Origin of the sequence: Bradyrhizobium sp. 153 (genome assembly GCF_023073835.1) — a bacterium.
Lineage (GTDB): Bacteria > Pseudomonadota > Alphaproteobacteria > Rhizobiales > Xanthobacteraceae > Bradyrhizobium.
On record NZ_JADPKH010000074.1, the window covers coordinates 376,818 to 400,773 of the forward strand.

A 23,956-nucleotide genomic window follows, 5' to 3' on the forward strand; every position below is an offset into this window, starting at 1 on the left:
GACCTTCAACCTGCCGAAGGTGTGTCGGTTGAAGCCGCGCCGTCAGTCGAACCCCTGAACGGGCGGAGCCGAGGTCTGCGCCGGCACGGCAGGCTCGGCTTGAACCGGCGGGGTCGGGTTGCCGGCAGCGCTCGTCTGGCCATTGGCAGCCATCGCCTCGCGCGTGCGCGGTGGGACGCGGGTCGCGGCAGCGCGACGTGGCGGCTGCGGGTGTCTTGCCGACTGCGAACCACTCAGGCCCCAGGACCGGGCGATCGAAGGTCCGGCGGTGTAACCAACCAACGCTCCGGCGACGGCTCCGACCGGGCCAAGTACGACCGCACCGGATAAGGCGCCGAGCGCTGCATCGCCCGCGCGCTCCTGCGCAACTGCGCTCGCCGGCACACAAGCCAGCATTGCAATAGCGGTGATCACAGCCTTGTTCATCGGAGCGCCTCCCTCGCGGCAGATCACTCCTGCTCAAATATGGCCGTACCAAGTTCGCTTGCCGGCCAACCAAGGGCAATCGATGGAACTCGGCGTTCGCAGCTCTTGCGCCCTCAACCGGGGCTCCACGCGGGCCACTCAGAGCAACTGCTAGACGATCCTGATCGACACGTCCGGCAGGCCCTCGAGCTTGCACAACAGCACGTCGCCCTTCACCACCGGGCCGACATTCTCCGGCGTGCCGGAATAGATGATGTCGCCCGCCTTCAGCTCGAACGCTTCCGACAGCTTTGCGATCTGCTCGGCGACGCTCCAGATCATCTTGCTGAGATCGGAGTTCTGCCGGACGGCGCCGTTGACTGCCAGCGAAATCGCACCCTTCTCGAAATGGCCGGTCTTGCTTGCCGGGTGAATCGGACCGAGCACGGCCGCATGATCAAAGCTCTTGCCGATCTCCCAGGGCTTCTTCTCCGCGGCCATGCCGTTCTGAAGATCGCGCCGGGTCATGTCGAGCCCGAGCGCATAGCCATAGACATGGTCGAGCGCCTTCTCGACCGGAATGTTGGTGCCGCCCGATTTCAGCGCCGCAACCAGCTCGACCTCGTGATGATAGTTCTTGGTCAGCGACGGATAGGGATGATCGGCGACCTCGCCGATCGCGACGTTCTGAATCGCGTCGGTCGGCTTCTGGAAGAAGAACGGCGGCTCGCGGTTCGGATCCGAGCCGCGCTCGATCGCGTGCGCCGCGTAATTGCGCCCGATGCAGTAGATGCGGCGCACCTGAAACACCTGGGTCTCACCGACGATCGGGATCGTCACCATCGGCACCGGAAAGATCGGCTTGGGTCCGGCCTGCGCGGCGGCCGGTGCGACCCCGGTCATCGAAACGGCGGTAGCCGCCGCAGCGGTTGCGAGCAAATCACGTCGCGTGGGTGAGGTCATCTCGGATGCTCCCTTTGCCTTTGCTTGGGCAGCGTCATGCGCGCCGATCCGGCTGATAGTCGATATTTGGTGTGCCAGCAACATGGATCGGCGCGGCTTGCTGGATACCGCGCGGTGCGAACCCGCTAACGGACGAAACGGTTGCCAGCGGCGGCACTGCTTGGTTCGGGCGCGGGAGCGACTCTCACGACCGCCGTTAGCGGGGCGCCATTGCGCAGCAGGACGAGTTTGACTTCCTCGCCGATGCGCGCAAGGCCGATCGTGTTGCGGAGCTGGGCGGCGGTGCGGATCGGGCGGTCGTCGGCCCTGATGATGATATCGCCCTTGCGCAGGCCTGCCTGTTGCGCCGGCGAATCCGCCGCAATGTCCGCGATGACGGCACCTTCGTTGAATCCCTTGTTGACTGATGGATGCAAGTCCTTCAGCGAAATGCCGATCCGGCCGCGCTCGACGCGGCCCTTGGCGACGATCTGCTCCATCACCTTCCGCGCCATGTTGACGGGAATTGCAAATCCGATGCCGACATTGCCGCCGGCAGGCGAGATGATGGCCGAGTTGATGCCCACCAGTTCTCCGCGCAAGCTGACCAGCGCCCCGCCGGAATTGCCGGGATTGATCGCAGCATCGGTCTGGATGAAGTCCTCATAACCCTGCTTGCCGAGTCCGGTCCGGCCCAGCGCGCTGACGAGGCCGGACGTCACGGTCTGGCCGAGGCCGAATGGGTTGCCGATCGCAAGCACGAAATCGCCGACTTCGAGCGCGTCGCTGTCGCCGAAGGAAAGCGCCTTGAGCCCGGCCGGGCTCTGGATCTGGAGCACCGCAACGTCCGTCGGCGGATCGCGGCCGATGACCTTCGCCGAGAACTGCCGGCCGTCCTTGGTGGTGATCTGAACGGCGGAGGTGCCATCGACCACGTGATTGTTGGTGAGTACGTAGCCGCGCTGTGCATCGACGATGACCCCCGAGCCGGTCGCGTTGACCTCCTTCTCGATCTGCCGGGGGACGTCGAAGAACTCGCGGAAGAGCGGGTCGCGATAGAGCGGATTGTCCTCGCGCACACGGCCATGCACGGAGATGTTGACCACGGCCGGCGTCACCTGACGCACCAGCGGCGCCAGGGTCGGCACAGAGCCGCCCGTCTTCAGGTCCGGAATTTGGCCAGCGGCGGGCTGCGATGCCGTGAGCGTCAGCAACAGCAACGCCAGCGAAAGCAAACGCACAGCATTCATCTTCGTCACCTGCCGCCTAGCCCAGAATGGAAGAACTTTGTGGCCTCAGTCACGCGGCGCGGCGGTGAGACCGTGCATGGCCAGATAAGGAACGGCGAAGGCCGCCGAGGCCTGACCGATCAGCACGAGCGTCAGAACAGTGTGCGTGAGCATCATGCGGCTCGCCTCTCGGCGGCGGCCCAGGGCCGCCGCAACCGCATCGGGACGCCGCCCCCGCGCGGCGGGTCGTCATTGTCATTGTCGCCGTCGAGCCGGCGCAACGCCGTCAGAATATCGGCGAGCCGCACGGTGTGGCTCATGCCTGGTATCTCGCGCAGCGCGGGACAGGATTCGACCGCGTACATGTCCGAGGCCCAGGATGACAGGATGATCCGCTTCTCCGGCGTGGAGAGCTCCTCTGCATTCAGGACGTCGGCAGGCGAGTCGTAATGGGCAGCGGGATGAAACAGCGGGCTGAGAGTGCCGGCATTGGTGTTCACGTTGGTCATCGGTCCTCCCCTCATGCTCCTTTCCAAGGGACGGGTTTGTTGACGATGGACGGCGGCGCCGACCGCCGCCGTCCGCGATTGATGCTAATGAGTGTTGATCGCGATGCGCTTGACGCCTTCGCGTGCTTTTTCCGACTTCGGCAGCGACACGGTCAGGACGCCATTCTTGAACGACGCCTCGGCCTTGTCCTCCTCGACGCCCTCCAGCGGGATCTGCCGCTCGAAAGCACCATAATAGCGCTCGGTAAAGTACCTGCCTTCGCCGTTGCGCTCGGCTTTTTTCTCGCCGCGGAGCGTCAGGACGCCATTGGCGATCTCGACCTGGACGTCCTTCTCCTCCAGTCCGGGAAGTTCGGCCGAAACGGTCAGCGTCTTGTCGGTCTCGCTGAGCTCGACCTTTGGCCAGCCGAAACGGCCCTCCATCAGCGGCGACAGGCTGGTCCCGCCGAAGCCGCGGAAGACATCGTCGAACAGACGGTTCATCTCGCGATGAAGCGTCAGGAACGGATCGAAGTTATCGCGCGCAGGCGCGAGCTCCTGGTTCCTCGACCAGGGAATGAGATCACGAAAAGCCATGGTTCTCTCCTCCATGCATCGGGGAACGCGGCGCGCATCCTAGCGCCGCGTTCCGCCGTTCGCCCGATCGAATGCTTAGGCTGCTTTCTTCTGCTCGATCTGCGATGCCGCAGGTGTGCCGCCGTTGATCGCGATCCGGCGCGGCTTCATGGCTTCCGGAACCTCGCGGACGAGGTCGATGATCAGGAGCCCGTCCTGGAAGGAGGCCTGCTTCACCTGGACATAATCGGCGAGGTTGAACACGCGCCGGAAAGGACGCGCGGCGATGCCCTGATAGAGGTACTCGCGCGGGGCGCCCTCGGGCTTTCTGCCTTCGATCGTGAGCGCGTTCTGTTCGGCCGTCACCGTGATGTCGTTGGCGCCGAAGCCCGCCACGGCAAGGCTGATCCGGTAATGATCTTCGCCGGAACGCTCGATGTTGTAGGGGGGATAATTGTCCTCGGTCGCCTGGCGCAGCGTGCTGTCGACGAGGTCGGCCAGGTGGTCGAAGCCGATGGTGGAGCGCCACAGGGGCGCGAAGTCGAAACTGGTCCTCATAACCAAGTCCTCCAAAGAGCAAGATGGATACGAAGGAGCGCAAGGCGGGGATTTCAGACGGGTCCGAAAAGACCAGCCCGGCGCCCGTGCCGGACCCGATTCTGGCATCCGGCACACCGCTCTCGCGGCGAAAAACGACTTAGAAAAAGCGATATCAGTTTCAAGGGGGCTGCCACAAATTTTTTGTGCCCCACCCTGGTTGATGCTCGGCTGACGGCCCGCCCCCTCCCTGCCCGCGACCACCGGCGGCGGGTGGCCCGGAAGCCCCCGGGATCGATCGCGGGGTAAAATAGAGATAAATTGGCGAGCTTGGCAAAGACCAGGGTTGCCTCTTATGCATCCGGACCGGCAACGCATGACGAAGCACCGGGCCGCATACGACAGCGGGGGATACGGAACGCACCCAACCGGTCGCGCAGCGGCATGCGCGCTGACGATTGCGCTGCTCGCAGCCGCAACGATGTGCGCGGCGCGCGCCGGCGACGGGCCCGTCGTGGCGGCGGAATTGAAGGCGATCGGAACGGTCGATACGCGCTTTCAGTCCTACAACATCGAAATGGTGGAGGTGACCGGCGGACGGTTCTGGAAGCCCTATCCGCGAACGGCACGGACCTTCGACCAGCGGGATCGTTACAGCGCAAGACCGCCGATCGATCTGACCAATGCACGCCTGCGCCTGCTCGCCGCCGCCTTGTCGCCGGCCTATCTGCGCGTGAGCGGCACCTGGGCCAATGCGACGTTCTTGGCCGACCCGCCGGGAAAGCCGCCGCCGGGGTTCAACTCCGTCCTCAGCCACGACCAGTGGCGCGGCGTCGTCGAGTTCGCGCGCGCGGTCGATGCCGAGATCGTCACCTCGTTTGCGATCAGTCCTGGCAGCCGCGATGCCGATGGCGTGTGGAAACCGGATCAGGCGCAGCAGCTCATCGACACCACGCGCGCGCTGGGCGGCCGCATCGCCGCCGCCGAATTCATGAACGAGCCGACGCTCGCAGCGACCAACGGCGCACCCGCCGGCTATGACGCGACCGCCTATGGCCGCGACTTCAAGATCTTCCGCGACTGGGTGCGGCGCGAGGCGCCTGAGACCTTGATCCTCGGTCCAGGCTCCGTTGGCGACGCGCCATCGCCATCCGGGGCGGGCATCACCACGCGCGATCTGCTCGCTGCATCCGGTTCGGGGGTCGACCGCTTCTCCTATCACCACTACAACACGATCTCGCCGCGCTGCGGCGGGCACGATGATCCGGCGCAGGCGCTCTCGGAAGGATGGCTGGCACGCACGGATGCGACACGCGCGACCTACCAGGCGCTGCGCGACACATTCGAGCCGGGTAAGCCGATCTGGCTGACTGAGACGGCTGATGCGGCCTGCGGCGGCAACCGATGGGACGGGACGTTTCTCGACACGTTCCGCTATCTCGACCAGCTCGGACGCCTGGCGAAGGCCGGCGTCCAGGTAGTGATGCACAACACCCTCGCTGCCAGCGACTACGGTCTGCTCGACGAAGCCACGTTCCGGCCGCGGCCGAGTTACTGGGCTGCGCTGCTCTGGCGGAGGCTGATGGGACCGACCGTGCTCGATGCAGACAGGGCCGCTTCGCCAGATCTTCATCTCTACGCCCATTGCCATCCGACCATGGCAGGTGCGGTGTCGCTGCTCGCGATCAACACGTCGCGCCGCGCCTCGCGCCCGCTGACGCTCTCGGACTCAGCCGAGCGGTACGCACTGCATGCGGCGCGTTTGCAAGGCACGGTTGTGCAGCTGAACGACAAGACGCTCGCGCTGACTGCCGATGGCAGATTGCCCCGGCTTGACGCGCACGCAGCACCGGCAGGAGCAATCCGGCTCGCGCCCGCGACCATCACCTTCCTGGTGTTTCCGAACGCGGCAAATCCCGCCTGCTTGCCGCGACGATGAGGCGGCCGAGCCGGCCGCCATAGTGCCCGATGATCGCGCCGCCGATCAGCCGCGCCGTGAAGCCGACCGCATAGCTCGAGAACGCCGCGAGCGTGCCAACATGCGCGGTCGTCGAGTTCTCCGCTGGCGCAGAGACCCTGTCGCTGCCGTGCCCTGCCGTCGATTCCGGTGCGCATCATGGCCAAATCGCGCTGGAATGAGCACCGATGCTCCAAACTCATGTCCTGCACGGACCCTGACTGCCGAATCCGACCTCTCATTCGCCATTGACAAACTCATTTGCTATTATCTAACCTGCAGCCACAACGACCAGCCGTGCCAAGCGGCCAATAAGCGAGGGAACGACGATGAGAGGGCTTTTGGCCTGCGCCATGCTCGCGGCCATGACGTCTGCTGCTACTGCACAAGTCTCGGACGACGCGGTCCGGATCGGCGTGCTGACGGACCTGTCGAGCTGGGGCCGCGACAACAGCGGGCCTGGCTCGGTCGAAGCCGCCAAGATGGCGGTGGAGGAATTCGGGCCGACCGTGCTCGGCAAGCCGATCGAGATCATCAGCGCCGACCACCAGATGAAGACCGACGTCGGCGTGCAGATCGTGCGCGGCTGGTTCGACAACGGCAAGGTCGACGCTGTCGTCGACATCCCCAATTCCGGCATCGCCATCGCCGTTCACAACATGGTGCGCGAACGCAACAAGATCGCTCTGCTCTCCGGCCCCGGCGCGAGCTCGCTGACCGACGAGCTGTGCAGCCCCAACACCGTGCATTTCACCTACGACACCTACGCGCTGTCGAAGGTGACGGCCTCCGCCGTGATCAAGGAAGGCGGCAAGTCCTGGTATTTCATCACCGCCGACTACGCCTTCGGCCAGCAGCTCGAGAAGGACGCAACCCGCTTCATCAACGAGATGGGCGGCAAGGTGCTCGGCGGCGTCAAGCACCCGACCAATACCGCCGATTTCTCCTCCTTCGCGCTCCAGGCGCAGAGCTCGAAGTCCGACGTGGTCGCGTTCGCCAATGCCGGCCAGGACACCGATAACGCCATCAAGCAGTCGGGCGAATTCGGCCTGGTGCAGGGCGGCCAGAAGCTGGTCGGCCTGTTGATGTTCGACACCGACGTGCACGCGATCGGCCTCAAGGCCGCGCAGGGCACCTATATGACCACGGCCTCATACTGGGCCATGGACGAGGCGACCCGGGCCTGGTCGAAGAAGTTCTACGAGCGCACCAAGGTGATGCCGACCATGATCCAGACCGGCGTCTACGGCTCGGTGCTGCATTATCTCAAGGCCATCAAGGCCGCCGGAACCGACGATTCGGCCAAGGTCATGGCCAAGATGCGCGAGCTGCCGGTCGAGGATACATTCGTCCATGGCGGACGCTTGCGCGAGGACGGTCGCGTCATCCGCGACATGTATCTCGCCAAGGTGAAGTCGCCCGAGCAGTCCAAGGAGCCGTGGGACTATCTGGACATCGTCAAGACCGTGAAGGGCGAGGACGCCTTCCGCCCGGTCTCCGAGTCCAAATGTCCGCTCTTGAAGAAGTGAGATCCAGATGACCGGCAGCGACCAAAGCACAATTGAGACTTACGAGTGCGATGTGCTCGTGGCCGGATCGGGCGCCTCCGGCATGTCGGCGGCAATCACCGCGCGTTATCGCGGCCTCGACGTACTCATTGTCGAGAAGGAGCCGCGCTTCGGCGGCACCACCGCCCGCTCCGGCGGCTGGCTCTGGATTCCCGGCACCTCGCTTGCCAGGGCTTACGGCATCGAGGAGACGCCGGAGCAGGCCCGCACCTATCTCCGCCACGAAGCCGGCAACAATTACGACGCCGCGCGGGTCGATGCATTCCTCAGCGCCGGCCCCGAAGCGGTCGATTTCTTCACTACCAAGACCGCGCTGCGCTTCGACATGCCGCTAGTGTTTCCCGACTACCATGCCGAGGCGCCCGGCGGTGTGCAGGGCGGCCGCTCCATGGTCACGCGCCCATTCGACGGCCGCGAGCTCGGCGACCTCATCAAGACCCTCGGCATGCCCCTGCCCGAACTGACCGTGTTCGGGATGATGCTCGGCTCCGGCAAAGAGATCATCCACTTCATGCGCGTGACGAAGTCGCTGACCTCCGCGGCCTATGTCGCCAAGCGCCTGTCACGTCATCTCATGGACGTGCTGCGCTACGGCCGCGGCATGACGCTCACCAACGGCAATGCGCTCGCAGGACGGCTGGCGAAATCCGCGCTCGACCTGAAGATTCCGATGTGGCTGTCCTCGCCGGTGCGCGAGCTCTCGGTCGAGAACGGTACCGTGACCGGCGCAATCGTTGCGCGCGAGGGACGCGATGTGCGCGTCCGCGCGCGCCAGGGCGTCGTGCTTGCCTGCGGTGGCTTTCCGCACGATGTCGAGCGGCGCAGAAAGATGTTTCCACATGCGCCGACGGGCAAGGAGCACTATTCGCCGGGCCCGACCGGCAACATTGGTGACGGCCTGCGCCTTGCGGAAAGTGCCGGCGGCCATGTCGAGGATCGCCTGCCGAACGCTGCCGCCTGGGTGCCGGTGTCGCTGACCACGCGCAAGGACGGCTCGAAGGGCGTGATGCCGCATTTCATCGACCGCGCCAAGCCCGGCGTGATCGCGGTGATGCGCGACGGCAAGCGCTTTACCAATGAGGGCAATTCCTATCACGACTTCGTCCAGGCCATGGTGAAGGCGGCCAAGCCCGGAGAAGAGATCGCGGCGTTTCTGGTCTGCGATCACAAGACGCTGCGCAAATACGGTCTCGGCTGCGTGCCGCCCTTCCCGATGCCGCTCGGGCATCACCTCAAGACCGGCTACCTCATGCGTGGCGACACGCTGGAAGCGCTCGCGGCGAAGGCCGGGATCGATGCCAAGGCGTTCACCGAGACCGTCAAGCAATTCAATGCGACCGCACCACAGGGCCAGGATGCCGCCTTCGGCAAGGGCTCGAAGGCCTATAATCGCTACCAGGGCGATGCGCTGCACGGCCCGAATCCCTGCGTCGCGCCGATCGAGAACGGCCCGTTTTACGCCATCAAGATGGTGATCGGCGATCTCGGCACTTATGCCGGCGTCGTCACCGACGAGAACGCGCGCGCGCTCGACGCCGAAGGCCGGGTGATTCCGGGGCTCTATGCCGCCGGCAACGACATGGCGAGCATCATGGGCGGCAACTATCCCGGCGCCGGCATCACGCTTGGGCCGGCGCTGACCTTCGGCTACATTGCCGGACGACACCTTGCCGACAGCGCCGCCAAGTGCGAGGCGGCGTAAGCGGACGCACGTCAGGAGGCGCATGAAGAGAGCAAGCCGCGGCATCCAGTCGATCGAGGTCGGCGGAGAACTGCTCCGCGCGCTCGCAAGGAGCGGCGAGCCGATGATGCTGCGCGATCTCGCCCGCGAAGCCGGCATGACGCCGGCCAAGGCGCATCCCTATCTCGCCAGCTTCTCACGCATCGGATTGATCGAGCAGGACGAGACCACCGGCCGCTACGAGATCGGCGCGCTGGCGCTGGAGCTCGGCCTGATCAGCCTGCGCCGCCTCTCCGGTGTGCGCATCGCACGTCCCAGGATCGCTAGCCTCGCAAGCCAGATCGGCCACGCGGTCTCGCTCGCGGTCTGGGGCACGCACGGTCCCACCGTGGTGCAACTGGAAGAGCCGGCCCAGCCCGTCCACATCGTGATGCGGGCCGGCTCGGTGATGGCGTTGCTGGAGACCGCGACCGGCCGGGCCTTCGCGGCATTCCTGCCGGAGAAGACGATCAGTGCCGCGCTGGAGAGCGGCCTCGATCGCCACGGCGTCGGCTACAATCCCAAGCGCGCGGTGAAAGGCGCGAAGATCGCCGAGATGCTCACGGAGGTCCGCAAGCATGGCCTCGCCCGCGCGCTCGGCGATCCTCTGCCCGGCGTCAATGCGTTCGCAGCACCGGTCTTCGATCATTCCGGCCATGTCGCGCTCGTCATCACCGCGATGGGCCCGGAAGGCACGTTCGACGCGCGCTGGGACAGCCCGATCGCGCATGCGCTGCGCGACTGCGCCGGCGCCATCTCGAAGCGGCTGGGTTACGGGATGACGGTTGCGGCGGAGTAAGAGGCAAACCGCCGCCTGACAACTGCTGTCATGCCCCGCGAACCGAAGAGGCATCCAGTACGCTGCGGCCTCTCGGTTCAATCGCAGGAGTCACGGAGTACTGGATCGCCCGGCCCCGTCTCCGCCAAGGGCTTCGCCGGGCACCTCAGTATTGGGCCGGCGAAGCGTCAGCGAAGACGGCAAGCCCAGCGATACAGCGCGTGTGGGACGACCTTTCCAGCCCTACTTCTCCTTCACCGGCACCGTGTAATTCAGGATCAGCCGGCCGCCATCCGGATAGATCGTCTGCCCGGTGATGTAGGAGGCATCGTCACTGGCCAGGAACGCCACGACCGAGGCGACCTCGCTCGGCTCGCCGCCGCGCCCGGCCGGCGTGCGCGATAGCACGGTCTTGCGCGCATCCTCGGACGTATAAATCGCCGAAGCCACCATGTCGGTCAGGATCGTGCCGGGCCCGACCGCGACGACGCGGATGTTGTGCGGGGCGAGCGCGACGGCGGCGACCGAGGTCAGCTGCTTCATGCCGCCCTTGGAGATGGCGTAGGTCGCGAGCGTCGGAATCGCCAGCAGCGCGTTCACCGAGGACATGTTGATGATGACCCCGCCGCCGCCCTGCGCGATCATCTGCTTCGCCGCCGCCTGCACGCCGAAGAACGCGCCTTTCAGATTGATGGCGATGACGTCGTCGAAATCCTGCTCGGAGATATCGAGAATGTCCTGATTGCGGGCCACGCCGGCATTGTTGACCATGATGTCGAGCCGGCCGAATTCCTTGGCAGCAATTGCGACAAGATGATTCACGTCCGCGCGCGCGGCGACATTGGCGGCCACGGTGCGCAAGGCATCCGGCCGTCCGAGCTCGGCCGCCGTGGCGGCCAAGGCCTCGGCATCGACATCCGAGATGACGACCTTGACGCCGTCGTCCAGGAATCTCTTCGCGCAAGCCTTGCCGATGCCGCGCGCCGCGCCGGTGATGGCGGCGACCTTGCCGGATAGCTTCATGGGTTCACTCCAGGACTTGTGACGATCTCACGGACGCGTTCACGCAAAGATGCGCGGGCGCAGTCCGGCATGAAACCAGGTGATCATGGAATAGATGTCATAGACCGGCAACCCGACCTCGGCCTGGAGCGCTGCGGCGTAAGGCGGCATGTTGGTGCATTCGAGCACGATGGCGCCGACGTCCGGATTCTCCGCGATGAGCTGCTTGCCAGCTTCGACCACGTCGCGCTCGGCTTGCGCCACGTCCATGTCGTCCTTCTCGGCCTTGATCAGGACGCGAAAAAACTCCTTGCCGTTTTCGGTGCCGACCAGCGGCGTATCGAGCGGCACGCCGGCACCTTCGAGATGGGCGGGCGAGAGCGTCGAGCCCGACACCGTGACGAGGCCGACGCGCTTGCCGGGCGGCAAGGTCGCCTGCACCCACGGCACCTGCATCAGCGACGAGGTCGCAACCGGCACGCCGACGGCGGCCGCGATTTCCTTCTGGAACAACGAGAGGAAGCCGCAATTGGTGGTGATGGCTTCGGCCCCGAGCCGCACCAGGTCTTTCGCGGCATCGATGAAATCGGGCAGCAGGCCGGCTGCGCCCTTCAGCACCACCTTCTCCGGCGAAGCGCCACTCACCACGCGATAAAGCACGGGGAACGGCCAGGTCGTGCCGTTGCCCATGTCGCCGGGGATGCGCGGAAAGCGCGCTTCCAGCATCAAAATACCGAGCGGCGCGCCATAGATGGCCTTGCCGCCACGGGCAATGCGGGAGGACGAATTGGCTGGAGGAGTCATGGTGCGATCTCAGAGGAAACGATCGGGTGCGAACGGCGCCAGCGGAATCTCAGGCTGCTTGCCGCTGAGGAGCTGCGCGACCAGACGGCCGGTACGCGCCGAGCCGACCAGGCCGATGTGGCCATGGCCGAAGGCATAGACGATATCGCGTGAGGCCCGCGCATGGCCGATGCAGGGCCGTCCATCCGGCATGCTCGGACGATGACCGAGCCAGGTCTTGATGCGCGAGGCTGGCATGTCCTTCGGCAGCTTGGGGAACATGCTGATGAGGTGGTTGCGCAGGATTTCGGCTCGCTTCCAGTTTGGCGCGGCTTCGAGGCCGGCGATCTCGACCGTGCCGGCAGCGCGCAGGCCCCTGTCGGTCCAGTTCACCACCATCTTGGCATCGGACGCCATCATCGAGCTGCGCGGCCCCGATTCCGGGTTCTCGATCATGACGTGATAGCCGCGTTCGGTCTCGAGCGGCAGCGGATCGCCGAGGGACGCAGTAAGTTGCTTCGAGCGGGCGCCCGCCGCCACCACTGCGGCATCGCACGCGATCTCGCCGGTCTCGGTGACGACGGCGACGAGCTTGTCGCCGGAGAGTTTTAGCCCTGTCGCCTTGGCGCGCACGTGCTTCGCACCGCTGGCGAGCGCGTGATTGGCGAGCGCTGCGACATAGGCGCCGGGATTGCGGCAGCGGCCGGCCTCCTCCACCACCACGCCAAAGGTATAGCGCGGATGCAGGTCCGGCTCGCGCTGGCGCATCTCGTCCGCGTTAAGCTCGAGCCATTCGACACCGACGCGCTTGCGCAGGCGCCAGCCGAGATCGCTATCGAAGTTGCCGCGCGACGGGAACACGTGCATCACGCCGTTGCGCTCGATCAGTTCAGGCACGCCCGCCTCCTCCGCGAGCTTTTTGTGCAGCAGCGGTGCGTCCTTCAGCAGGTCGCGCAGCGCAAAGGCGGTCTTCTCGACCCGCGTCTCGGTCCAGCCCGAGAGCAGATACTTGATCAGCCAGGGCAGCGCTTTCGGCAGATAAGACCAGCGGATCGCGAGCGGGCCGAGCGGATCCATCAGATAACCCGGTACCTTCTTCCAGACGCCCGGCTCGGCCGGCGGGATCACCGAATGCGAGGACAGCCAGCCGGCATTGCCATAGCTTGCCGCCTGCTCGCCACCGGGCTGGCCCGGATCGATCAGCGTGACGCGATGGCCCTCGCGCAGCGCCTCGATGGCGCTGATCACGCCGATCGCGCCGGCACCGATGATGGCGACGTGGCGGCCGGTCGCCATCGCCTAAGCCTTCGCCGCCGGCACAAAGTCCTTGCCGACCGAGATCGCGCGCGGATCGATGATGCAGTGGAGGATCGACGGCTTGCCCGAGGCGAGCGCGCGCTCGAACGCCGGTGCGAACTGCTCCGTGCGCTCGACGCGCTCGCCATGGCCGCCGAACGCTTTCGCGTACATCGCGAAATCAGGGTTCTTGAGCTGGGTGCCGACGACGCGGCCGGGATAATCCCGCTCCTGGTGCATGCGGATGGTGCCGTATTGCGAATTGTCGACGATGATGACGATCAGCGGTGCGTCATACTGCACGGCGGTGGCGAACTCCTGGCCGTTCATCAGGAAGCAGCCGTCGCCGGCAAAGGCGACGACGACGCGGTCGGGATATTGCCGTTTTGCCAGCACGCCCGCCGGCACACCATAGCCCATCGAGCCCGAGGTCGGCGCGAGCTGCGCGGCAAAGCTGTGGAAGCGGTGATGGCGATGAATCCAGCCGGCATAATTGCCGGCGCCGTTGCAGATGATCGCGTCCTTGGGCAGGCGGTCGCGCAGCCAGGTCATGATCTGGCCGTACTGGAACGTGCCCGGCAGCTCGCGCGCCTCCTCGGTCCAGGCGAGATAATCGGCATGCGCCTTCGCCGCTTCGCCCTTCCAGGCCAACGTCCCGGCGGGCTTCAGCGTCTCGACGGCCGCCGCGAACGCAGCGGGTGTCGCCTGGATCGCCAGCGCCGGCTGATAGACGCGGCCGAGCTCTTCGGAGCCCGGATGCACGTGGATCAGCTTCTGCTGCGGGGTCGGAATGCCGAGCAGCGTGTAGGACGAGGACGGCATCTCCGACATGCGGCCGCCGATGAGCAGAATGACGTCGGCGCCCTCGATGCGCGCCTTCAGGCCCGGGCTCGGCCCGATGCCGAGATCGCCGGCGTAATGCGAATGGTCGGCATCGATCAGCGAAGCCCGGCGGAACGAGGTCGCCACCGGCAGGTCGAAGCGCTCGGCAAAGCGGGCGACGCTCTTGGTCGCCTCATCCGTCCAGCGCGAGCCGCCGAGAATGACCATCGGCGCCTTGGCGCCGGCGAGCATGTCGCCGAGCTTCTCGATATCGGCAGGGGCCGGCCAGCTCACCGCCGGCTCGATGCGCATGGCGTCGGCAACCGCCGCGGTCTCGGTCAGCATGTTCTCCGGGAGCGCGATCACGACGGGACCAGGGCGGCCCTGCATGGCGACACGGAAGGCGCGCGCGACCAGCTCCGGAATGCGGTCGGGGCGATCGATCTCGACGGCCCATTTCGCTATGGTGCCGAACACGGCCTTGTAGTCCAGCTCCTGGAACGCCTCGCGCTCGCGCATGCCGGTATCGACCTGGCCGACGAACAGGATCATCGGCGTCGAATCCTGCATCGCGATGTGGACGCCGTGGCTGGCATTGGTCGCGCCGGGCCCGCGCGTGACGAAGCAGATTCCGGGGCGGCCGGTGAGCTTACCGTAGGCCTCCGCCATCATCGCAGCGCCGCCTTCGGCGCGGCAGATCACGACATCGATCGGGCTGTCGTGCAGCGCATCGAGGGCCGCCAGATAGCTCTCACCCGGCACGCAGGTGACGCGCTCGACGCCCTGGGCGACGAGCTGATCGATCAGGATCTGGCCCCCGGTGCGGGTGTTGCGAATGGTCATGACGGCTCCCTCAAGGCTTCGGCGATGCACTCTATTCGGGAACTGGGGTAGGACAGGCCGCGAAAGCGCGCAAGATCGAAAGGCTTCTCGCCGCCTGCGCAGCCGTCATGCCGGTCCCTGCCGTTTGCACTTCAGCCCCGTGCGACGGCCACCCCTGGAGTGGACCCGCAGATGATCAAGGGCTTCGCGATCGTCGTGATGGCGAGCTTAGAGGTCTTCCACTACGATCCGGTCAAATTGACTCGCCTGGAGCACCGGAATGCAAACCATCGGCCTGATCGGGGGCATGAGCTGGGAGAGCACTGCGTTCTATTACAGGCTCATCAACGAGCGGGTCCGCGACCGCGTGGGCAAGCTGCATTCGGCGCCGCTGCTGCTGTATTCCTACGATTTTCAGGAGATCAAGGAGATGCAGTATGCCGGCCGCTGGCGGGAGGCGGCGACGAGCCTGTCCGAGATCGCGCGGCGCCTCGAAAGCGCCGGCGCCCGGGCGATCGTGCTGTGCACGAACACGATGCACAAACTGGCGCCCGAGATCATGGCGAGCGTCACCGTGCCGTTCATTCACATCGGCGATGCGACGGCGGAGCGGATCCGGGCGAAGGGATACCGGCGGGTCGGACTGCTCGGCACCAGGTTCACGATGGAGGAAGACTTCTACATCGACCGATTGCGCGCGCACGATCTCGATGCCATGATTCCTCCCGCGGACGAGCGCGCCGAGGTGAACCGCATCATCTACGACGAGCTGTGCCTCGGGACTGTCGCTGCACCCTCGCGCCGTTGCTATCAAGGGGCAATGGCGGCGCTCGTCGAGCGCGGCGCGGAGTGCATCATCCTCGGCTGCACCGAGATCACGATGCTGGTCGGCCCTGACGATACCTCGGTCGAGACGTTCGACACGACCGCCATTCACGCCGAGACGGCCGCCGACTTCGCGATCGGGTGAATCTGTATCAAGTCCCGGCGACGGCAGCACGCCACCAGGCAGGCGGTGCTGGGGTGAAGCCCCTCTCTCCACGTCATTGCGAGCCATCGGGCCGCGCTTCGCGCGGACCCGTTGGCTCGCAATGACGGTGTGGATAAACGCCTCGCTAACGGATGAGAAGCGAGCCTCTACCGATGCTGGATCGCCCTGATCGCGCCCCGGAGCTCGGCGAGGCCGCGCAGGCGGCCGATGGCGGTGTAGCCGGGATTGGTGCGCTTGGTGGCGGCGAGATCGTCGAGCATGCGGTGGCCATGGTCGGGACGGAAAACAATCCTCTTGTCCGGCGAGCGCCGCGCATTCTCCTTGAGCAGCGCCTTGAGCACTGCGATCATGTCGACGTCGCCGTCGAGGTGATCGGATTCGTAGAAGGAGAGACCATCAGCCTCGCGCTTTGTTGCGCGCAGATGGGCAAAGGCGATGCGAGGGCCAAAGCGCTCCGCCATCGCAGGCAGATCGTTCTCGGCGCGCACGCCGAGCGATCCAGTGCACAGGCAGATGCCGTTGGCCTTGGACGGCACGGCGTCGAACAGCGCCTGGTAGTCCTCGGCCGTCGAGGCAACGCGCGGCAGGCCGAACAGCGGGCGCGGCGGATCATCCGGATGCAGCGTCAGCGATACACCGAGTTGCTCGGCGACCGGCGCGACACGGCCCAGGAATTCGGCAAGATGCCGCCGCAGGATCTTCGGCGTGATGTCGCGATACGTCTCGAGCCGATCGCGGAATTGCGGGATGGTCATCGGCTCGGTGGTCGAGCCCGGCAGCGCGCTGGCAATGACCATCACGAGATAGTCGATGTCGGCCTGGCTCATCTTGTCCAACAGCTGTTTCGCGCGGGCCTGCTGCTCCGGCGAATACTCCTGAAGCGCAGCAGGACGCTTGAGGATATGCAGCTCGAAGGCGGCAAAGCGGTCCTGGTCGAAGCGCATGGCGCGGGCGCCGTTCGGCAGCTCCCATTCCAGATCGGTGCGGCACCAGTCGACGACAGGCATGAAATTGTAGCAGATGATCTTGATGCCCGAAGCGGCCACCGCTTCGAGACTCGCGATCCACGCCTCGATCGACTTCGTCGCCTTAGCCCCGAGTCGCTTGACGTCGTCGGGGATCGGAATTGATTCCACCACCGACCAGGTCAGTTGCGAGCGGCCGGGCTGCCCGTTCTCAACGAAATTCTTGCGCTCCTCGACCGCCTTGCGCGTCCAGGCCTCGCCGATCGGCACCTGATGCAGCGCCGAGACAATGTCCGTCGCGCCGGCCTGCCTGACATCGTCGAGCGAGACTGGATCGTCCGGCCCGTACCAGCGCCATCCTTCCAGCATCATGCGTTGTCTCCGATCAATTCGCGGTCAGCACGACCTTGACGCTCTGCGAGCGGTCGAGCGCCAGCCTGAGCGCATCGGGCGCGGTCGACAGCGGCCGCTCCGCGGTGACCAGCGACAGCACGTCGACGCTGCCGTCCGCGATCAGTTCCACCGCCGTCATGAACTCCAAGCCAAAGCGGAACGAGCCGCGCAGGTCGATCTCCTTCGCCATCACTGCGTTCGACGGCGTCAGGATCTGCCCGCCCGGCAGATTACCGATCTGCACCACGACACCGCCGCGCCTGACGATGCCGATCGCGCTGGAAAGGCCGGCGGCCGTGCCCGAGACCTCGAAGGCGACATCATAGGGACGCGATGCGGCGTGCGCCTTCAGACCCTCTTCGCCGCCCGAAACGTTCTCGACATGCGAGGCGCCGAGCCGGGTCGCGAAGGCCAGCGGCGCCGGCGCAATGTCGGCCACCGTGACATCAGTCATACCGGCGCGACGCGCGGCCAGCATGGTCAGCAGCCCGATCGGGCCGGCGCCGAAGATGATGCCGCGCTTGCCCTCGATGTTGCCAGCGCGCGCGACCGCGTGCAGGCAGACCGCGAGCGGTTCGGCCAGCGCCGCGGCCTGATAGGAGACGTGGTCCGGTATCTTCACGCACTGCGCGGGAATCGCGTCGAAATAATTGGCGAAGCCGCCCTGCATGTGCGGCGTCTTCGAGGCCGAGCCCATGAAGTAGATGTTCTCGCAGAGATTCGGCCGCCCCTCGCGGCAGGCGACGCAATGGCCGCACCAGCGCGACGGGTTGACGGCGATGCGGTCGCCGATCTTCAGGTTCGCCGCGGCGCCGGCGATCTCCACGACCTCGCCGGAGATCTCGTGACCGAGCACCAGCGGCGACTTCACGACGAAATCGCCGGTGCGTGCGTGGCGGAAATAGTGCATGTCCGAGCCGCAGATGCCGCCGGCGCCGAACCGGACGCGCACCATGCCGTCGCTGAGCTTGTCGAGCGGATGCTCGATCATGCGCAGGTCTTCGGGCCCGAATAGGGTTGCGGCAAGAGCAGTGGAAGTCATTTGGAAAGTCCCATGTATTTTGGCAGCCAGAGGGTCAGTTCGGGAATGTAGGTGATCGCGATCAGCGCGAGCATCAGCGGCACCAGCCACGGCAGGATCGCCACCGTCGTACGCTCGACCGAGAGTTTTGCCACGCGGGCGAGCACGAACAGCACCATGCCGAGCGGCGGGTGCAGCAGTCCGATCATCAGGTTCAGCGTCATGATCAAGCCGAAATGGATGGGATCGATGCCGAGCTTGAGCACGATCGGCAGCAGGATCGGCACCAAAATGGTGATCGCCGCCGTGGTGTCGATGAAGCAACCGACGAACAGGATCAGGACGTTGGCGAGCGCCAGGAACACCCATTTGTTGTGGGTGATGCTGAGCATCCAGTCCGACAACATCTGCGCCGCCTGCGACACCGTCAGCAGCCAGGCGAAGATCGAGGCTGCCGTGACGATGAACAGCACCGAGGCCGTGGTCTCGATAGTGTCGAAGGTCGCCTTGGCGACGGTCTGGAACGTCATCGTGCGATAGCGCACGAGGCCGAGGAACAGCGACCAGATCACCGCGGCGACGGCGGCTTCCGTGGGCGTGAACCAGCCGAGGGTCATGCCGCCGATCAGGATCACCGGCGCCATCAGCGCCATCACCGCGGAGAAGTCGAAATACCAGTCGATCACCAGCAGCGTGCCGAGACCGATCACTACCGCCATGTTGGTCGACATGCCGGCGAGCGTCATCAGCCAGATCGCAAGCGGGAACGACAGCACGATGACGATCTCAAGCCCGGCCGAGCCGAGCTGCGGCCAGGAGAACGGCGTATCGCTGCCCCATTTGTTCTTGTGCGCGAAGTAGGTGACGGTGGCCATCATGAACAGGGTCAGGACGACGCCGGGAATGACGCCGCCGAGGAACAGCGCGCCGATCGAGACGTTCGCCATCATGCCGTAGATCACGAAGGGCAGCGACGGCGGGATGATGGGTCCGAGCGTCGCCGAGGCCGCGGTGACGCCGACCGAAAACTCGGTGGAGTAGCCGTGGTCCTTCATCGCCTTGATCTCGATGGTGCCGAGACCGGCGGCATCGGCTATCGCGGTGCCTGACATCCCGGAGAAGATCACCGAGCCGATGATGTTGACGTGGCCGAGGCCGCCGCGCATCCAGCCAACGAGCGCAACGGCGAATTTGTAGATGCGCCCCGTAACGCCGGCGATGTTCATGAGGTTGCCGGCCAGAATGAAGAACGGCACGGCGAGCAGCGGAAAGCTCTCGACGCCGGCGATCATGCGCTGCGCCAGCGTGACGTCGGGCGTCACGCCGCTGACCAGGATGTAGAGCAGCGACGACGCGGCCATGGCAATCGCCACGGGAACGCCGAGCAGCATCAGGATGAGAAAGCCTCCGAGCAACAGCAGCATGGTCCTATCCTTCCGATCCGTCGTAGGCACCGGGACGTTCGAGGACCGAGTAGCCTTGCCGCCAGTTCTGCATTGCCACCTGCACCGAGCGTGCGAACATCAGCACGAAGCCGAGCAGCACGGCATAATATACGTAGTCCTTGGGAAGATTGATCGTGGTCATCTGCTCGTCGCCGATGATCTGGATATAGACCCAGACCAGCTTGATGGCGTAGCCGAAGAAGACGATCCGGATCAGGTCGATCACCGTCGACAGCGCGCGCGCCACGGGTTGCGGCAGATAGCGGTAGACGAGATCGACCTGGATGTGGCGCGACAGCCGCACGCACATCGAGGAGCCGATGAAGACCACGCCGATCAGGCAGTAGGTCGCGATCTCTTCGGTCCAGGCGTAGCTGTCGTTGAGCACGTAACGGGTGAAGAACTGGAGGAAGACGGCAAGCGCCATCACCCAGAAGATCGCGAGCGCCAGCCAGTCCTCGAGCGCGTAGATGCCGAGATCGACCTTCGGCGTCGCCTCTTCCTCGAAGGTATGGGCGATCTCGTCCGCGGTGATCTGCCGGTGGATTTCGGCGGTCGACATGGGTTGCTCCTCAATGGACCTCAACGTCGTTCCGGGGCGACGCGTCAGCGTCGAACCCGGAACCTCGAGATTCCGGGTTCTCGCTTCGCGAGCCCCGGAATGACAGCCACTGCTATTTGACTTGCTGGATCTTTTCCCAGTCGGCCTTGCGGTAACCAAAAGTCTCGAACGCAACGTTCTTCAGCACGGTGTCGCGGAACTCGTTCTTGTCGACTTCGGTCACGCTCAAGCCTTTCTCCTTGAAGAAGGCGACCAGCTTGGCCTCGTTCTGCTTGATCTCCTCGGTGGCCCTGGCGGCCGCTTCCTGCGCGACATCGGTGAAGATCTTCTTGTCGTCGTCGCTGAGCTTCTTCCACAGCGCGCCCGCAATCACGGTGTTGAGGTGGTCGACGATGTGGCCGGTCAGCACGATGTGCTTCTGCACCTCGTAGAACTTCTTGGCCTCGATTGTGGTCAGCGGATTCTCCTGCGCCTCGACGGTGCCGTTCTGGAGCGCGAGATAGACTTCTGCGAACGCGATCGGCGCGGTGTTGGCGCCGCAGGCGCGCGGCATTGCGAGATAGGCCGGCACGTCGGGCACGCGCATCTTCAGGCCTTTCATGTCGGCGCAGGTCCTGATCGGCTTGTTCGACGAGGTCTGGCGCACGCCGTAATAGGTCACCGCGACGATGTGGTGGCCGCTCTTGTCCTCGTAGCCCTTGGCGAGCTCCTTGAAGATGTCGCTCTTGGTATAGGCGAGAAGATGGTCGGCGTTGCGGAAAGTATAGGGATAGTAGGTCACGCCGATCGGCGGGAAGCTCTTGGCCGCGAAGCTGGAGCCGGAGATGATGATGTCGACCGAACCGAGCGCGAGCCCCTGGTTGATGTCGGCTTCCTTGCCGAGCTGGGAGGCCGGATAGACCTCGATCTGATAGCGGCCATTGGTGCGCTTGCCGATCTCCTGCGCGGCCCAGACCGATGCGGTGTGGAACGGCTCCGAGGTCTCGTAGACATGGGCCCATTTGAGCTTGGTCTGCGCCATGCCTGCATTGGTCGCAGCCAGCAGCGCGGCGGCGGAGAGCGCCGCGGCAATCGTCATCTTCTTCAACATCGACTTTTCCTCCATCGTTCAAGTCTGCTTCTTGTTCGCCCGCCCCAAAGCGGAAGCGAGCCGCCCAATCTCATCGCCGCCGTGCGCTGCTGCTCGCAGCCCGCTTCTTCGGCGCATGTTTCGGTTTTGACGGTTTTGCCCCGGCTCGCTCCGTGCGGCTGGGTCCGGACGAGGATCCCACCGCGTTCTCGGCACCAAAATTCTGCGCGAAGCGTTCCTGGGAGCGCGCCAGATGATTGCGCATGGCATCGCGCGCGGCCTGCGGATCATGCGCCGCGATTGCATCGCGCACCGCGCGATGTTCGTCGAGCGCCGTGCGCCACGTGCCCGGACTCTCGAAATAATGCGCAAGCTGAGCGAAATAGGGATTGAGGCGCTGGTCGAACAGCTCGCCGACCACGCGCACCAGAACGGCATTGCCGAGGCTCCCGGCGATCGCGATGTGAAACGCGCGATCATGGACCATCGAGGCTTCGCCGGGATGCTCGACATTCTCCATCGCGACAAGGGACGCATCGATGCGGGCGATGTCGTCCTTGGTCGCCACGCGCGCGGCCTCTTCGGCGACGGCGCTTTCCAGGAATTCGCGGGCGCGCAGCAGCTCAAACGGGCCCTCGATGACGGATGCGGGTGCTGGTGCCGCAACGGCGGCGGGCTCGATCACGTAGATGCCGGACCCGACCCGGATGCGGAGGCGGCCTTCGACCTCGAGCGCGATCAAAGCTTCGCGCACCGTCGGCCGCGATACCTTGAGCTGCTCGGCGAGCTCGCGCTCGGTCGGCAAGCGGCTACCGACGGCGTACTCGCCGCTGTCGATCAGGCTTCGCAATTGATCGGCGACCTGGCGATAGAGTCGTCTCGCCTCCACAGCTTCCAGCGGCACGCTGGTCCTCCCGAACGGGTCGCGAGGCACCTCGTGCACCCGCGACCGGCCAATTTTGGAAAATTGGTCTTACCAATTGACCGGAGCATTGACCGAAGACAGGCGCCATGTCAAGCAGCGGCAAAGCAAAGGGGAGACGTCCATGCGCCTTCGTTCAACGCGCCTTGGCCGCACCAATCTCGAGCGGCTGTCTCCCGGCATCCGCCGCCCGGCCTATGACCGTTCGCGCGTCACGCCGGGCGTCGTGCATCTGGGCTTGGGAGCGTTTCACCGTGCACACCAGGCCGTCGTCATCGACGACTGCCTTGCCGCCGGCAGCGCGTCCTGGGGGATCGTCGGCGCGAGCCTGCGCAGCCCGGACACGCGCGACGCCCTCGCCCCACAGGACCACCTGTACACCGTTGCCATACGATCGGCCGAAGGCACCGAGCACCGCGTCATCGGCGCGCTGCTCGACAGCGTCGTCGCTCGCGAGGATCCGGCACGGCTGGTCGGGCGGATGGTCGATCCCGCCATTCGCATCGTGTCCCTGACCGTCACCGAGAAGGGCTATTGCCACACGCCGCAAACCGGCGATCTCGACGAGCGGCATCCCGACATCGTGCACGATCTCAACAATGTCGACGCACCGCGCTCGGCTCCGGGCTTCATTGCGGCCGCGCTGGCGCGCCGGCGGGCGCAGGGTCTTCCACCGTTCACCGTGCTGTGCTGCGACAACCTCGCCGCCAACGGCCACACCGTGCAGCGGATCGTGACGCAGTTCGCCGCGCTGCGGTCGAATGAGCTCGGCAAGTGGATCGCGGATGCAGTCGCTTTCCCCTGCACGATGGTCGACCGCATCGTGCCGGAAACCACGGACGCCGACCGGGACTCGGTTTCATCCGCGCTGGGCCTTCACGACGCATGGCCCGTGATGACCGAGCCGTTCACGCAATGGGTGGTCGAGGACCGCTTCCCCGCGGGCCAGCCCGATCTCGCCGCCGCAGGGGTCGAGCTCGTCAGCGACGTCAAGCCGTTCGAGCTGATGAAGCTGCGGCTGCTCAACGCCAGCCATTCGGCGCTGGCCTATCTCGGCTATCTCTCAGGCTACGAGACCATCGCCGACACCATGCAGGACCCGCATTTCGCCCGTCTCGCCGCGCAGGTGATGGAAGAGGCCGCGGTGACGCTGACAATGCCTTCAGGCACGGACCTCGCCGCCTATCGCGCCTCGCTGCTCAAGCGCTTCGCAAATCCTGCACTTCACCACCGCACCTGGCAGATCGCGATGGACGGCTCGCAAAAGCTCCCACAGCGCCTGCTCGGCGCGATGCAGGATCGCCTGCGCAAGGATTTGCCGATCGCAACCCATGCGCTCGCGGTGGCCGGCTGGATGCGCTACGTCACCGGGCTCGACGAGCAGGGCCGCGCGATTGACGTGCGCGATCCGCTCGCCGGCGAATTCGCCGCACTGGCGCGCGAGGCAGGTCCCATCGCCGAGCGGCTCGCGCCCGCAATGCTCGGGGTCGCAAAGGTGTTCGGACCTCTTGGCGCAGAGCCGCGCCTGCGCGAGGCCGTGACTGCGGCGCTCGGCCGTCTCTATCAGGATGGCGCACGGCGAGCGGTGGCGGCGCACGTTTCGGCGTGACCACAAAGCGCAGCATCTTGAATGCTGCATCGCGGTCAAAGCCGACGGAAGTCG

At 65.4% G+C, this 23,956-nt stretch carries 22 protein-coding genes; 6 read left to right on the top strand and 16 right to left on the bottom strand.

Features of this window, described 5'->3' with window-relative positions:
* Positions 1–42 precede the first annotated feature (42 nt).
* The 6 genes from IVA91_RS18405 to IVA91_RS18430 form a co-directional block, all read right to left on the bottom strand.
* Entirely contained in the window at positions 43–426 is a 384-nt protein-coding gene (locus tag IVA91_RS18405) for a hypothetical protein (RefSeq protein ID WP_247278322.1), read from the bottom strand.
* A gap of 150 nt (positions 427–576) precedes the next feature.
* Complete coding sequence (locus IVA91_RS18410) at positions 577–1,368, bottom strand: fumarylacetoacetate hydrolase family protein (RefSeq protein WP_247278321.1); 792 nt, start codon at positions 1,366–1,368, stop codon at positions 577–579.
* Positions 1,369–1,493: 125 nt separating this feature from the next.
* On the bottom strand, positions 1,494–2,597 hold the full coding sequence (locus IVA91_RS18415; RefSeq protein ID WP_247278320.1) for a trypsin-like peptidase domain-containing protein: 1,104 nt from the start codon (positions 2,595–2,597) through the stop codon (positions 1,494–1,496).
* A gap of 152 nt (positions 2,598–2,749) precedes the next feature.
* Complete coding sequence (locus IVA91_RS18420; protein ID WP_247449799.1) at positions 2,750–3,085, bottom strand: hypothetical protein; 336 nt, start codon at positions 3,083–3,085, stop codon at positions 2,750–2,752.
* Between the two features lie 84 nt (positions 3,086–3,169).
* Positions 3,170–3,661, bottom strand: a complete 492-nt coding sequence (locus IVA91_RS18425; RefSeq protein WP_247278318.1) for an Hsp20/alpha crystallin family protein — start codon at positions 3,659–3,661, stop codon at positions 3,170–3,172.
* A gap of 75 nt (positions 3,662–3,736) precedes the next feature.
* Positions 3,737–4,198: an Hsp20 family protein gene (locus IVA91_RS18430; protein ID WP_247278317.1), complete on the bottom strand. Its 462-nt coding sequence runs from the start codon at positions 4,196–4,198 to the stop codon at positions 3,737–3,739.
* Between the two features lie 355 nt (positions 4,199–4,553).
* On the opposite strand from IVA91_RS18430, the gene IVA91_RS18435 reads away from it, so the two are divergent.
* The 4 genes from IVA91_RS18435 to IVA91_RS18450 all read left to right on the top strand — a co-directional run bounded on the left by IVA91_RS18435 (position 4,554) and on the right by IVA91_RS18450 (position 10,221).
* On the top strand, positions 4,554–6,116 hold the full coding sequence (locus IVA91_RS18435) for a hypothetical protein (RefSeq protein WP_247278316.1): 1,563 nt from the start codon (positions 4,554–4,556) through the stop codon (positions 6,114–6,116).
* 347 nt (positions 6,117–6,463) lie between these two features.
* A complete protein-coding gene (locus IVA91_RS18440; protein WP_247278315.1) occupies positions 6,464–7,663 on the top strand; it encodes an ABC transporter substrate-binding protein in 1,200 nt (399 codons plus the stop codon).
* Between the two features lie 7 nt (positions 7,664–7,670).
* Positions 7,671–9,404 (top strand): FAD-dependent oxidoreductase, encoded by a 1,734-nt coding sequence (locus IVA91_RS18445; protein ID WP_247278314.1) that lies wholly within the window; start codon positions 7,671–7,673, stop codon positions 9,402–9,404.
* A 22-nt stretch (positions 9,405–9,426) separates the two neighbouring features.
* Positions 9,427–10,221 (top strand): IclR family transcriptional regulator, encoded by a 795-nt coding sequence (locus tag IVA91_RS18450; protein ID WP_247278313.1) that lies wholly within the window; start codon positions 9,427–9,429, stop codon positions 10,219–10,221.
* Positions 10,222–10,443: 222 nt separating this feature from the next.
* On the opposite strand, the gene IVA91_RS18455 is transcribed toward IVA91_RS18450, so the two are convergent.
* The 4 genes from IVA91_RS18455 to IVA91_RS18470 are packed head-to-tail and all read right to left on the bottom strand — an operon-like array spanning position 10,444 to position 14,946.
* Entirely contained in the window at positions 10,444–11,223 is a 780-nt protein-coding gene (locus IVA91_RS18455; RefSeq protein ID WP_247278312.1) for an SDR family oxidoreductase, read from the bottom strand.
* Between the two features lie 39 nt (positions 11,224–11,262).
* Positions 11,263–12,006, bottom strand: a complete 744-nt coding sequence (locus tag IVA91_RS18460) for an aspartate/glutamate racemase family protein (RefSeq protein ID WP_247278311.1) — start codon at positions 12,004–12,006, stop codon at positions 11,263–11,265.
* Positions 12,007–12,015: 9 nt separating this feature from the next.
* On the bottom strand, positions 12,016–13,281 hold the full coding sequence (locus tag IVA91_RS18465) for an FAD-dependent oxidoreductase (protein WP_247278310.1): 1,266 nt from the start codon (positions 13,279–13,281) through the stop codon (positions 12,016–12,018).
* 3 nt (positions 13,282–13,284) lie between these two features.
* A complete protein-coding gene (locus IVA91_RS18470) occupies positions 13,285–14,946 on the bottom strand; it encodes a thiamine pyrophosphate-binding protein (protein WP_247278309.1) in 1,662 nt (553 codons plus the stop codon).
* A gap of 259 nt (positions 14,947–15,205) precedes the next feature.
* Here IVA91_RS18470 and IVA91_RS18475 point away from each other — a divergent pair, with 259 nt between their 5' ends.
* On the top strand, positions 15,206–15,895 hold the full coding sequence (locus IVA91_RS18475) for an aspartate/glutamate racemase family protein (protein WP_247278308.1): 690 nt from the start codon (positions 15,206–15,208) through the stop codon (positions 15,893–15,895).
* Positions 15,896–16,062: 167 nt separating this feature from the next.
* Here IVA91_RS18475 and uxuA read toward each other — a convergent pair whose 3' ends face one another.
* The 6 genes from uxuA to IVA91_RS18505 form a co-directional block, all read right to left on the bottom strand.
* Complete coding sequence (gene uxuA / locus IVA91_RS18480; RefSeq protein ID WP_247278307.1) at positions 16,063–17,253, bottom strand: mannonate dehydratase; 1,191 nt, start codon at positions 17,251–17,253, stop codon at positions 16,063–16,065.
* A gap of 13 nt (positions 17,254–17,266) precedes the next feature.
* Positions 17,267–18,316, bottom strand: a complete 1,050-nt coding sequence (locus IVA91_RS18485; protein ID WP_247278306.1) for an L-idonate 5-dehydrogenase — start codon at positions 18,314–18,316, stop codon at positions 17,267–17,269.
* On the bottom strand, positions 18,313–19,719 hold the full coding sequence (locus IVA91_RS18490) for a TRAP transporter large permease (protein WP_247278305.1): 1,407 nt from the start codon (positions 19,717–19,719) through the stop codon (positions 18,313–18,315). The genes IVA91_RS18485 and IVA91_RS18490 overlap by 4 nt, the downstream gene beginning before the upstream one ends.
* A 4-nt stretch (positions 19,720–19,723) precedes the next feature.
* On the bottom strand, positions 19,724–20,302 hold the full coding sequence (locus IVA91_RS18495) for a TRAP transporter small permease (RefSeq protein ID WP_247278304.1): 579 nt from the start codon (positions 20,300–20,302) through the stop codon (positions 19,724–19,726).
* Between the two features lie 112 nt (positions 20,303–20,414).
* Positions 20,415–21,392 carry a sialic acid TRAP transporter substrate-binding protein SiaP gene (locus IVA91_RS18500; RefSeq protein ID WP_247449794.1) on the bottom strand — a complete coding sequence of 326 codons (978 nt, stop codon included), beginning with the start codon at positions 21,390–21,392 and terminating at the stop codon, positions 20,415–20,417.
* 70 nt (positions 21,393–21,462) lie between these two features.
* Positions 21,463–22,275: a FadR/GntR family transcriptional regulator gene (locus tag IVA91_RS18505; protein WP_247449792.1), complete on the bottom strand. Its 813-nt coding sequence runs from the start codon at positions 22,273–22,275 to the stop codon at positions 21,463–21,465.
* A gap of 142 nt (positions 22,276–22,417) precedes the next feature.
* Between IVA91_RS18505 and IVA91_RS18510 the strand changes: the two genes are divergently transcribed.
* Complete coding sequence (locus IVA91_RS18510) at positions 22,418–23,902, top strand: mannitol dehydrogenase family protein (RefSeq protein WP_247278301.1); 1,485 nt, start codon at positions 22,418–22,420, stop codon at positions 23,900–23,902.
* The last annotated feature ends 54 nt before the right edge of the window (positions 23,903–23,956 follow it).